Source organism: Lamprobacter sp. (assembly GCF_034860625.1).
In the GTDB taxonomy this organism is placed as follows: Bacteria; Pseudomonadota; Gammaproteobacteria; order Chromatiales; family Chromatiaceae; genus Lamprobacter.
The window spans coordinates 1-11,611 of record NZ_JAYESN010000119.1 but is presented as its reverse complement, the minus strand read 5'-3'; the positions used below and the strand labels follow the sequence as shown (position 1 = coordinate 11,611).

The following is an 11,611-nucleotide window of genomic DNA, read 5'->3' as shown; positions in this document are numbered from 1 at the left end:
CGGGCGCGCGGCGGCTTCGTGCAGCAGGCCCAGCTCGGCAAGCACTGTGGACTCCAAGATCTGCTGGGCGGTCTCGAACAAGGTCCGCTCTTCAAAGCGGATATGGGCATACAAGGCGTCACCGAAGCGCACCAGGGCCTCAGCGGCTTCGCTGCCGATCAATGCGCGCAGCTCGGCGTGCTCGCTCAGGGTCTGCTCGACCAAGGCGTCCTGGCCGGCGAGGCGCAAGGCGGGAAGCAGCCCGCGCTCCTCGAGCTGGAAGTGCGGTTCGAGTTCATCGGCAAAGCGGCTCTGGATCTCGGCCCAAGCGGCCTGGCGCTCGGAGTCTTGCGCCGTCGCCAGTTCACGCGCCCGCTTGGCGAGCACCAAGCCGGCTTGATGGTCGTGCGACAGGCGCACCAGGTTGGGATCGCGTTGCATCGGCAGCGTCCGCGTCAAACACCAACGCTTGAGGGTCGCACTGCCAGGTCCGAGCGGTCAATGAGGCCGCCTCGTCAGCGGCCCATCACTGGAGCTTTCAACGCTCTCTTTGGTTCCCAGCGTCTTTCGTGACGAGCTTCACGACGTCGCTCACCTCGTCGGCGGCGATCGATCCCAGGCTCCGATACGGCATAGCGCGGTTCGTGAGGACCGCTTCCCGCCCAGAGCAGACGCTGCCCCCCGGAGCAGAACTGGCCGATGCGTGAACTGGGGCGGACACGAAACCTGGCGCTCGGTTCAGCGCTGGTACCAACAAGCCGATTCTCAACGACACCGGTGAACCGATCGACGAGTCGACGGCGCTCTCCAAGACATCTCGTTGCTACAGCGCAACCAGCGTGACCAGATAGACCGCACAGGCCGCGGCAGTGCCTTGCACCAGCGTGCCTAGGGTTTGGAGCCGGTAGCCGGTCTGGACATCCATGCCGGAAAATTGGGTGACCACCCAGAAGTAGCTGTCGTTGGCATGCGAGACCACCATGGCACCGGCACCGATGGCAACCACTGCCAAGGCGCGCTGGGCCTCTCCGTCGAGACCCAGGTTGCTCAGCAGCGGCGCAACTAAGCTGGCGGTTGTAATGATAGCGACCGTGGACGAGCCTTGAGCGGTCTTGATGCTCGCGGCGATGATGAAGGGGAGCCAGACGCCAAGATGGATGCCCGCCAGGGCGTCGCCGATCACATCCGCGATCCCCGAGTGCTGCAAGACCTTGCCAAAGGCGCCGCCGGCGCCAGTGATGACGATGATGGTGGCAGCACTGACGATGGCCTCACCGACCCAGCCGGTCATGGACAGCCTCTGCCGATCAAACCGCTTAGGCAGCGTCATGGCGAAGGCAACGCCAATCAGCAGTGCGACGGACGGCTGACCCAAGAACCCCAGCAGGGCCAGTGCAGTGCCGCCATCGCCGAAAGGCTTGGACGGCAGTTCGGCGATCGAGCGTGCGACGATGAGCACGATCGGCAGGAAGATCGGCAGCAGCGCATGCAAGACGCTGGGCATCCCGGCCTCGCTGATCTGAGCTGCTGTTTTCTCATGCTCAGCGTCCACACCGGGGCCACCTTCTGGTGCAATAGAGGTCCGCGAAGCCACCAGCACGGCGAACAACCAACCTGCGACCAAGGACACCAGTCCCACGGCCATGCCCCAAAGGATGACCAGCCCGAGGTCGGCGCCGAGAATGCCTGCCGCGGCCACCGGCCCTGGGGTCGGTGGCACCATCGTATGGGTCGCGTAGAGCCCAAGGCTGAGTGCGACCGCCGCGGATGCCAGGGTGATCCCGGCCTTGCTTGCCAAAGCGCGCATCAGCGGCGAGAGCAAGACGAAGGCGGAGTCGCAGAACACCGGGATAGACACGAGATAGCCCATCCCCGCCATCGCCGCAGGCACGTGTCTCTGTCCCGTCAGTTTGAGGAGGCTGGTGGCGAGACAGTAAGCGCCGCCAGACCTTTCCAGAAAGGCACCGATGATCGCGCCGGCCAGAATGACGATCCCGATGTAGCCGATGGTATCGCCAAACCCCTGATTGACGGCGTCCACGACCTCGTTGAGCGGCATCCCGGAGAGGATACCGAAGCCCAAGGCCGTGATCAGCAGCGCCAAGAAGGGATGCATCGTCAGCCTGGTGGTGGCCAGGACGATGAAGGCGATGGACAGGAGCAGTAGGGTCACAAGCCACATGACGATGTCCTCTTTCGGACAGGGCAGACTGCGCAGCCTGAGGATCTAGCCGCGCTTGGCACTGTTGATGTAGAGCGCATCGAGCTGCAGGATACTGCACTCGCAGTAGACCGGCATCGGCCGGCGTGTCGCAAACGGCGAGGTGCCACCGAACTGGTCGCCGGAGTGCTTGTCCGCGATCTGCGGCGAGCAGGGTTGAACCCGCTTGGCGCCCATCTGGCGCGCCAGTGAGCCGGCCACCACCTCGCGATCACCGTGCATCAGCATGATCAACGGCTGCTGCTCAGTCTCCATGATCAACATCTTGACTACCTGGTGCTCATCGACGCCCAAGGCTTGCGCGACCTCAGCGGTCGTTCCGCCGGTGCAGAGGCGTAACAGAAGCCGCTGAAGGCGACGTCAGCCTGGCGTAAAGGTGCGACCTGCCAATGGTAAGGAGCGTGACACGGCAAAGCCGCCACTGGAGATCCAGGAAGGGTCATAGTGAAACCCGATGCGGCCGAGCGGATCACGCCACAATTCGCCGACCAGGCGGTGCTCATACCAGACGCCCAGGCGGTCAGGATCGCTCAAGGAGCGACCTCCTTGGTGATCGGCCGAGCGCGCATTGGCGCTGCCCCTGCGCGTGGTTGGATGCTGACTTCCAGGCCGAGCGTGCGCAGCGCCTTCAGCACTTTGCCGATCTCGGCGGTTTCCTTACCCCGTTCGAATTCCGACAGGAAACGCGGACTCAGGTTGCCAAGCCCGGACACCGTCTCCAGCGTCAGATGGCGCTGCTTGCGATGGGCGCGTGCCAAGCGTCCGAGGTCCTCGGTGGTCTGGATCACCCCGTAAAGGATCTCTTCGTCTGTCATCACCGCCCCTCAACATTGATACCGTACGGTAAAAAATGACAGTTTCATCCAGCAATGACAAGGAAAAGTGAGCGTACGTGAACAGTCCCACAGGCCGCCATGAGGCGATCAGACCTTGACCCTCTTCATACCGGACAGCCTCTGAGCAAAGCGTCCCGCTTCTTAGCCTGACTGAGACCCTGAGGGGTCGACCTGGAGCAACCAATGCCCCCCTTGGCAACCCTGGCGATTAAGGTTGACCCTCCTCCGGGCGCTCGCCGCGGATGTAGTGGGTTGCGCTAGAATCACAGCCTCCGCTTGCGACCGGAGTCGACCGCGTTGATCGAGATCGAATACATCGTCAAAGATAAGCAGGGGACGGAACGATTGCGGACCGCCGACAAGAAAGCAGCCGATGCCTATGACAAGGCGCTCGAGATCGCTGACCGGCTTGCGCAGTTGCTGCGCGAGGATCAGGTTTTACCCGACCTGCCGAGCGCAGACCTCGAGGAGCTGACCATCTACCTGGCGCGCAACGCTCGCAACGTTGAGCGGGTGCTCAAGGGCAAGGAGCCAGAGCCCACGCCACCGTCGGCGGAGCGCACGGATCACTCCGAATCGCCCGCCGAGCAGTCCGCCGGCGACGCCGACAGCAAGGTGACCGAGTTGAAGCGGGCGTCGTCAGCGTGATGCGCTTGGAGACGACCGCATCGTCCCTGCAACGGAGACCCTTCAAACCGAATGGTGCGCTGACGTTGACCAACGAGAAGCCATTTCCCTTGGCGATTGAGGCGCCGGACGCCAGGGTGATCGCGCTCACCGCGGAGATGCTGACCAAGGCGTCCACCCTGGCGCGCCAGAGCCCACGCGGGCGGATCATCCAGCGTCTGCACAAGTGCGATGACGCGCCGCTGCACCGCATGTTCAACGTCATGCAGCCGGGTAGCTATGCACGAGCGCATCGCCACAGCAACCCGCCGAAGGCGGAAGCGTTCATCGTGCTGAGCGGAGCCGTGCGCTTCGTGGCGTTCGACGATCGCGGAGACATCCTCCAATGCCTGGACATGCGACCCGGGAGCGCAACCTTTGGTGTCGATATCGAGCCCGGCGTCTGGCACACGCTGATCGTGCTGGAGCCCGATACCATCCTCTTCGAGGTCAAGAACGGCCCTTACTCACCCGCCTCGGATAAGGATTTTGCAGATTGGTCTCCGGCGGAGGACACGCCCGAGTCGGCGCGGTTTCTCACTGAGCTGATCAAGCAGACGGGCGGCATGCCATCAGGGCCAGGACGCTGAATGCTGACCCTGGGCGATGGCAAACCGCCTGCGACCCAGATCACCCTTGCTTGCTTGAGTGAGTGAGTGAGTACTACCAGGATGGTCACGCGGGACCGTCCGATGGATTGATGACGCACTGCGCACTGACGGGCCGCATTCGTCGACAAGGAGGGCAAGCGCATGACCGGGTCGCCGGACATGAAAACCAAACCAACCTCAGGGGAACGATCACAGATGGCCGTCTTTGCACGCTCATGGTCTCTCTTTCGCAGCGCGCTGGCCGTGCTCGCCACCGACAAGGGCTTCGTCCTGTATCCCCTGCTGGCAGGGCTCGGCATCCTGATCGTCTCGGCACTGATTCTGGGCGGTGGTGGCTGGCTGGTCCTGAGCCATCCCGAGTTGGAACAGCTGTTGTCGCAGCTGGATCAGCAGACTCAAGCGGGCGATGCGCCCTGGTGGGCCTATGCCGCCGGCGCACTGCTGCTCTGGCTGTTTCTGCTGGTCACCAGTTTCATCACCAACTTCTTCCTGACCGCCTTGGTGGGTGGCACGCTGGAGCGGTTGCGTGGCGGCGATCCGAGCTTGAGCGACGGCTTGGCGTTGGCGCGCCAACGCGCGGGCGTCATCCTCGGCTATTCCAGCATCGCCGCGACGGTCGGCCTCTTGCTCTCGTTGCTGCGCGGGCGTGACCAGCAGCCTGGCATCGGGTTCTTGCTCGCCAGCCTGGGTGGCTTTGCCTGGGGTGTGGCGACCTTTCTGGTGATACCGGTCTTGGCGGCGAAGGACATCGGCCCGATCGCGGCGATCAAGGAGAGCGTGACCCTGCTCAAGCGCACCTGGGGTGAGCAGCTCAGTGTGAATGTCGGTCTCGGTGTCATCATCGGCTTGCCGATGCTGCTGCTGTTGGCCGGTACCGTCGCCGGCGGCGTCTGGGCGGCAAGCACCGAACAGCCGGTTCTGCTCATCATCACGATCGCCACCGGCGTGACCCTGATCGCGTTGTTGTCGCTGATGAGTGCCACCCTCAATGCCATGATCCGCGGGGCTGTCTATGTCTATGCCGAGACCGGAGAGGTGCCCGGGGCTTTCGACGACGCGTTCGTGCGCCAGGCCATGCGGTCACGGACCTGAGCCCTCTGCTGCGCGCTGCAGTACCCCGCCGCTGCCCCCTCGACCGAGGTGGTGCTGGTCCAGGTCGCTTTTGGCTCGGGGCTAAACAGGTCCTTGATCGCCGCAGCAGGATGTCCTAGCGATGTCCGGTCCAGTCGCCAATCGACCTGTTGCCTGTCCGGTACCCGCTCACACCCGCTTCTGTGTCTGCGTCAGCAGCACAGCCAGCGCCGCAGTGGCGATCACTGCCAGCGCCGGTATAGCCAGAGGCGGCACCGGTAAGGGCAACAGCAGCCCGAACCCAACCAAGAACGCCATTGCGATCAAAACGCGCACGGCCAACCGATGCGCCAAGGGACTCGGATAATCGAACCCAGCCAGGCGGATGCGTCGGCGGATCACACCATCCGCCACGGCGCCGATCAGAACGAAGAGGATGAACGGCCACCAGGCGAAGAGCACGACCAGGCGCTGGATGGCCAGATAGATCGCGAACCAGATCAGATCGAGCCGCTGCTTGACCCAGGGCCAGATCGGAACAGCGGCCAGCTTATCGAGTTCGGGCGTATCCGTCACGACCGCAGCATCCGGCAGCAGCAGTTCATAGCTGGCATCGACCAGCCCCGAGCGCAGGAAGAGGGTCCCGTAGCCGCGCTGTGTGGCCGCAAAGACCGCGGTCGCCGTCTCATCCCCCAACTGACTCGAGACCCAACGCACCTCCTGATCCCGCATCCGCGTCGACCAATCGGCCGGAATCAGCGCCGAGAGCAGCACGAATTCCATGATCAACAGCATGACCGCGACCGTCGTCGCCCAGAGCCAGCTGGTCTTGGTTTGGGCGTCAGTCGCCATCGGGTCGGTCGTTCCCTGAACGAGCGTGAGCAGTCTCGGGCTGTGCGACAGGCGCGACAGCATCGCCTGGCACAGGGGTAGAGACGGACTCCGTTGTCGACGTTGGCAGGCCGTTCTCATCGCTGACCACGCGCGCCTTCCCGAACGCTGGCCGGGTCTGCCTGTCCGTCTCAGGCGCTCGCGCAGTCTCGGCCTTGAGTCCCGCTGTAGCCTCCTCGGCCAACGCCTCCGGCGCCACCAGGATCGGCAATCGACCCTTGATCGTTCGCCCCCCTGCCAAGCGTCCGATGTACTCCAGATTGGGCAGATGCCCGAGCAGCGCCGGCGGCAGCAGATCACCCTCCTCTTCGATCAGGCGCTCACCGGCATTGCCACTGTAGAGCAGCGGATTGTCCGACTGCGTGCTGCTGGCCTGGGTGCGCATCAGCGTCTGCAGGCGAATCTTTGGCAGGCTGTCGGTGATGTAGGTCTGGGTCTCGGCATCGAGCACCCGCAGCGCGATCAGGTTGTTCAGGTTCGCCAGTACCTGGGTCGCCTTGTCCTTGCTGCCGGTGCGCGCGGCAAAGTCGGCGAAGCTCTGGGTGGCCACGGTCAGCCGCAGCCCGGCACCACGCCCCTTGTTCAGCAACTGCACGAAGGGATCGTTCATCACCTCGGCGGCCTCGTCGATGAAGACGCTGACCGGCTTGTTGGCCATGCCGTAGTTGTAGCGTTCACCCGCCACCGCGGTCAGTTCAGCGATCACCAGCGAGCCGATGGCACTGCCGACCATGCCGTCGGAGAGCGAGTCAAGGCCGATATAGGTCACCGCGCGGTCATTGATCAACCGCGTGAGCCGCTCCAGTGAACGATGATCCCGCTCGTCATCCTGATCCGGCGAGAGTAATGGCCCCAACTCACCGGAGGTCAGCATCACGAGGACCGGCATCAGGCTCGCGACCATCTTCGAGAAATGCACCCGCTCATGGGTATAGAGCGTCACCAGGCCATCGATGACCGACGAGGGTTGGGTTGGCGCAATGCGGTTGCGGTAGTGCCGGATCAGCGTCGGCACACGCGAGCCACCCGAGCGACCCTCCTTTTGCAACCGGTCCGGATCGAATCCCGGATCGATCTGGGTGCTATAAGCCACCAAGGCGCGCTCGACCAGCGCATCGACTCCGCCCTCGAGATAATGGCGCAGCTTGAGCAGGTTCGGGCGCTCCTCGACCAGCAGCAGACCGGCGATCACGTGCGTCATCGCCATCTGGCCGAAGGCCTTGAACGGATCAGCGCCGGTCTCCGAGGGCACCAGTGCCGCGATGCGGCTGGCCAGCTCGGTATGCCGACCAAAGGTGGCCATCGGATCGAGGCGGCAGGACTGCGCCGGAAACGCCGGATGGAAGGAGACGAAGGCAGCGGGTCGCCCGGCCAGCGCACAGGCCCGCCGGGCGTTGTCGCGCAGCTCACGATCGCCTTTGGGGTCGATGATCAGCACCGCCTCACCGCGCAGCACGGCCTGGGTGATCAACAGATCGAACAATCGCGTCTTACCCGCCCCCGTGGTCCCAACCACCAGGAGATGCCCTTCCAGGGTCGAGAGCGGCACCGCCAGATCCTCCTCGCGCGGGGCAAGCCCATGCAGCCAATGCGCGCCGACCGTACTCGGTGAGACCTCGGTCAACTGCGACGGACCGATCCGCAGCAGGTCATGCGCCAGTTGTGCCTGCTCGCGCTCCCAGGGGAAGCCTTGCCCGAGCCAGAGCTGACCGGGAAAACGCGTCATGGTCTGCGCCAGGTCGTCGGCGGTGACGAAGGCCAGCTCGCGGCCTTGGAGGTTTTTGCGGAGTCGGTGCTGCCGCAGTGCCCCCGGCAACCAGGTCAAGGCCATGAACGGGGCCAGCAAGGCGAAGGCATGAAAGGCACCGCGATGCAGTTGCCAATGATCGGCACTGGCGAAGGCAAAGGCCCCAAGCAGCAGCCAGAGGCCGACGGCCTGCGCCTCATAGTTCGCACGCCAGGGATTGGTGTAACGCAGACTCATGATGAACGCTCCTCACGGATCAGGAGGTCAAGGCCATCAGCACGCACCCGCTCATCACTGAGTAGTGCATCGCGCAGCCGATAGACGCCAAAGCCACGTTGCTTGGCCAAGGCTTGCAAGGCGGTGCGACTCAACCGCCGCTCACGCTGTCCCTGGGCAGGGCGCAGCTCCAGGATGAGCCGCTCGAGCACCTGCGGATTGAGGCGTGCGACCCCCACACGGGGCGATGGCGTTGGGGATCGCGTTGGGCTGGTTTGGCAGGCATCGATCGGTGATGTCGGCCCCTCGGGCGAGGGCTCTGGTGGACGCTCGAGCACCTCTGCCGACACCTGAACGGGCCGCTCTGCCGGCAGCTCAGATGGCAGTGCGTCCAGCCATGCACGCAGAGCCTCAGAGCAGACGGGGGTCAGCACGATCCAGCGCGCCCCGGCATGATCCCGCACGCGCCGCATCGGCGTGGCCGGATCGGACTCAATCAGTCCATCCGCGCTCAGCGCCTCGGCCGCGATCCGCGGTGACCAGCCCACCTTGGCGAACCAGTCGGGATAACGCAGCCAATAGAGCCCCTCGCGCCACATCGCGGTCTCGCCGTCGGTGGCCCCGAGCTGATCGAGGTGGTCCAGCAAACCCGCGCTCTGCTTCAGCAGCGCCCGCAGGCGGGTTTCTGCAGTGACGTGTGCCGACGCTGGCTCTTGCGATCCGGCCTGAGCGACGGAGACAGACGTCGTGCCCGGGGCCTGTGCCACCCTGAGCGCTTGTGCCGCCTCCGCGTCGAGGGCTGCTGTGGCCATCTCGTCAGCGACAGGCTGCTTGATCTCCTGCTCCGGATCGGCTTCGCGCGTTTCCTGCAGAGAGTCCTCCACGGTGGGCACAGGCACGGTCGCCGTCTGCGTCGTCGACACCACCTCAACTGGCGCCGGCGCACCGAACGGAAACAACAAACCGGGATCACTGAGGCGAAGCAGATGCAGCCAGACCGGCGTTCCATCCTGACGTGCAAGCGGCGCCGGAGCCAGACGCCAGGTCGGCCCCGGAGCGCTAGTATCCGTCTGCACGACGACCAGCCCGCGCTCGAACAGCAGCTCGGCGAGGGTGTCCGGATCGCGCGGAATACCGGGGAGATGATCTTCTGCCAGCCGCTCGGTCAGGTCACGCGCCGCGGCGGGCCAGACCAGATGCAGACCGCCTTCGCGCAGCAGCCAGACGCGCGCACCGGGCACATTGACCTGCCAGCGCCCCTCATGCAGCAACCGGCGCATGCCGTCGATCAGGTAGCGTTCGACCGGCACCCCGACCGCGGTCTCCAGAGGCGTGATGCGGTGGCTCTTCAGATCCTGCTCGACACTGGAGCGATCGGCCTTGCGCACCAAGTCGACCAGTGGGCTGGGGTGCGGCACTTGGGTAATGGCACTGAGGAAGCCGACATAGACGCGCGGATCAGGCGTGCTGAGCCAGGCCTCGATGCGCCCTGGCAGGATCCTGCGCAGCGCGGCCAGGCTGAACGGCTCGTGGTCACCGGCACGACCTGCGCGCCAGTGCAGGAAATAGCGCCGGAGCCCGTGGCGGCTGGCCCAGTCGAGCAGGTCGCCCTGGAACGGACTCCAGGTCAGCTGCCCGTCACGATCGGTGGCGCTGACATCGGCGATCGCCTTGCCGGCATCGTGCAGCAAGCCGGCCAGCGCCGCAGCGGCGGCAAAACGCGGCTCGATCTGCAGTTGCTGCTCGCGCGGACGATCGCGCGCGACGAGCACGCCCTGACTGAGCATCGTCGCCCTGAAGGCGACCTCGAGCCCGTGGCGCAGCAGTCCCCCACTGCCGCAGTGATGGTGCGCCTCGCTGGCCGGGAGCAGATGCACGAAGGCGGCATAGCGGCGGATCACCGGCTCGATGTAGGTGGCCCAGCGTGGCGTGCCGTCGTCATCGTCACCCAGACCCAACTGCTGCTTCAGCCGCTCGATCAGCGCCGACTGGCTCTCGAGGAGTTGATCGACCGTCGCCACCGGCAGTCCGCGGGCGAAGGGCGGATAGCGTGGAATCTCTTCCAGGTCGACCGGCTCGGGGGCCGGGGTTTGTGGCGCGACGGCCAGGCTCGGCTGTGGCGGCTGAAGAGCCTGCTCTGTCCCACGGCACCAGGCGACGAGGCGATTCATGCCGAATCCTCACCGTCCGGACTGGCGAGCGCCTGAGTATCCATCGTCTCCGGTGCTTCCTGCGCCCGCAACCCCTGCAGCGCCTGCAGGCGTCGCTCGATCTCGCTCATCAGACGCAGTTGCCGGCGGATCGCGCTGAGGCCCTGCTCGGCGTCCAACGCGATCGCGCGCTCCCAGGCCAAGGCGCCGATGAAGGCCTTGCGGCCATAGCGATCCCCGGCGCCACGGGCGATGTAGTCAGTGCGCCCACGCCAACGCACGCGATACCACTCGAGCGTAAAGCTGCCACCAGGCCGACGGGGTTTGCGTACACGCATGCCGAGGCGCGAGCTGCGCATCCCGACCGGTTGCAGGAGCCGGGTCTCGCGCAGCCGCGTCATGATCTCAAGCTCAAGGGTCTCGGCTTGGAGGCGCAGTTCGGCGCGGATGCCGGTGAAGGCGTGGCGCAGTTCCTCGAACAGGTGGCTTTCGAGGCAAGCGGGTGCCTCAGCGCACCCTGCGGATGCGGTCTCTGCCTCCTGTTTACCTCGGTGGGCGACCCCCTGTCGGGTCACCTGTGCATCGATGCGGCTAAGCGGCTGGTCAGGCATGGCTGACCACCTGCTGCCCGCAGCGCAGCCACCGACACCTGGGTCGTGCACAGCCTCCTGCGCACAGGAAACCAGCGCCTTGAATCAAGTGGTTGCAGGTTGCTTTCCCGGTTGCTGCCCACCTCCCTTGGAACACTGCGCGGTCCACCTGTCGGCGCTGGCGGTCTCGCCCACCCGCAGTGGCGATGGAGACGTGCGAGACGCCCGTCCACCTGGGCCAGGTCGACCGCCTGCACACGATGCCATCATTCAATAATTCAATCACTTATCGGCCTCTGATCAAGGCCCTGCACACCTGTACCGAGCCCACCACCGGGCACCTGGACAGGTGTCGGGGCTTCTGTGGCAACCATGCTAGGCCGCTCTCGCGCGGATCGCCGTAGTGAAAGAGACGCCAAATGCGCGTCTTTCGCCGTGTCGGCAGGCCCAGGGAGGCCGGCATGCTGTGCCTCCGCTCAGCGTCGCTCGCCAGTCGTTCTCGCGGACCATGGGCCGCCCGTCTCAGGGACCACCAACGTCCTAAGCGCGCGTCACAGCGGATATCCCCGGTGCCGGAGGACGGTCAGGCCAGCGTGGTCAGGACGCTCTGTCGTTCGTCAGTCGTTCGGCCCT

11 protein-coding genes and 1 pseudogene are annotated in these 11,611 nt (G+C 65.1%); 3 read left to right on the top strand and 9 right to left on the bottom strand.

Annotation, left to right across the window (positions count from 1 at the left end; translation table 11 throughout):
- The 5 genes from VBE63_RS20590 to VBE63_RS20570 all read right to left on the bottom strand — a co-directional run.
- Nucleotides 1-420: hemerythrin domain-containing protein (locus VBE63_RS20590; RefSeq protein WP_323684895.1), on the bottom strand; the 420-nt coding region annotated here is incomplete at its 3' end.
- A 382-nt stretch (nucleotides 421-802) separates the two neighbouring features.
- The gene (locus VBE63_RS20585; RefSeq protein ID WP_323684894.1) at nucleotides 803-2,161 is read right to left on the bottom strand and encodes a GntP family permease; all 1,359 of its coding nucleotides are present in this window, start codon (nucleotides 2,159-2,161) and stop codon (nucleotides 803-805) included.
- 45 nt (nucleotides 2,162-2,206) lie between these two features.
- Nucleotides 2,207-2,542 (bottom strand): aminoacyl-tRNA deacylase, encoded by a 336-nt coding sequence (locus VBE63_RS20580; protein WP_323684896.1) that lies wholly within the window; start codon nucleotides 2,540-2,542, stop codon nucleotides 2,207-2,209.
- Between the two features lie 18 nt (nucleotides 2,543-2,560).
- Nucleotides 2,561-2,734, bottom strand: a complete 174-nt coding sequence (locus tag VBE63_RS20575; protein WP_323684893.1) for a HipA N-terminal domain-containing protein — start codon at nucleotides 2,732-2,734, stop codon at nucleotides 2,561-2,563.
- Complete coding sequence (locus tag VBE63_RS20570) at nucleotides 2,731-3,015, bottom strand: helix-turn-helix transcriptional regulator (RefSeq protein ID WP_323684892.1); 285 nt, start codon at nucleotides 3,013-3,015, stop codon at nucleotides 2,731-2,733. The genes VBE63_RS20575 and VBE63_RS20570 overlap by 4 nt, the downstream gene beginning before the upstream one ends.
- 318 nt (nucleotides 3,016-3,333) lie before the next feature.
- Here VBE63_RS20570 and VBE63_RS20565 point away from each other — a divergent pair, with 318 nt between their 5' ends.
- The 3 genes from VBE63_RS20565 to VBE63_RS20555 all read left to right on the top strand — a co-directional run bounded on the left by VBE63_RS20565 (nucleotide 3,334) and on the right by VBE63_RS20555 (nucleotide 5,405).
- A complete protein-coding gene (locus tag VBE63_RS20565; RefSeq protein ID WP_323684891.1) occupies nucleotides 3,334-3,684 on the top strand; it encodes a YebG family protein in 351 nt (116 codons plus the stop codon).
- A gap of 65 nt (nucleotides 3,685-3,749) precedes the next feature.
- Entirely contained in the window at nucleotides 3,750-4,292 is a 543-nt protein-coding gene (locus VBE63_RS20560) for a WbuC family cupin fold metalloprotein (RefSeq protein WP_323684890.1), read from the top strand.
- A gap of 216 nt (nucleotides 4,293-4,508) precedes the next feature.
- Entirely contained in the window at nucleotides 4,509-5,405 is an 897-nt protein-coding gene (locus VBE63_RS20555; RefSeq protein WP_323684889.1) for a DUF6159 family protein, read from the top strand.
- Nucleotides 5,406-5,573: 168 nt separating this feature from the next.
- On the opposite strand, the gene VBE63_RS20550 is transcribed toward VBE63_RS20555, so the two are convergent.
- From VBE63_RS20550 to mobI, 4 genes and pseudogenes are all read right to left on the bottom strand, one after another.
- Nucleotides 5,574-6,236, bottom strand: coding sequence for a DUF4400 domain-containing protein (locus VBE63_RS20550; protein ID WP_323684888.1), 663 nt, complete (start codon nucleotides 6,234-6,236; stop codon nucleotides 5,574-5,576).
- Between the two features lie 232 nt (nucleotides 6,237-6,468).
- A pseudogene (traD, locus tag VBE63_RS20545) lies at nucleotides 6,469-8,259 on the bottom strand (conjugative transfer system coupling protein TraD); the annotation flags it as partial.
- The gene (gene mobH, locus VBE63_RS20540) at nucleotides 8,256-10,409 is read right to left on the bottom strand and encodes a MobH family relaxase (RefSeq protein WP_323684887.1); all 2,154 of its coding nucleotides are present in this window, start codon (nucleotides 10,407-10,409) and stop codon (nucleotides 8,256-8,258) included. The gene mobH and the pseudogene traD, both read right to left, overlap by 4 nt.
- Nucleotides 10,406-10,999 (bottom strand): conjugative transfer protein MobI(A/C), encoded by a 594-nt coding sequence (mobI, locus tag VBE63_RS20535; protein ID WP_323684886.1) that lies wholly within the window; start codon nucleotides 10,997-10,999, stop codon nucleotides 10,406-10,408. Before mobI ends, mobH begins: the two co-directional genes overlap by 4 nt.
- Nucleotides 11,000-11,611 lie beyond the last annotated feature (612 nt).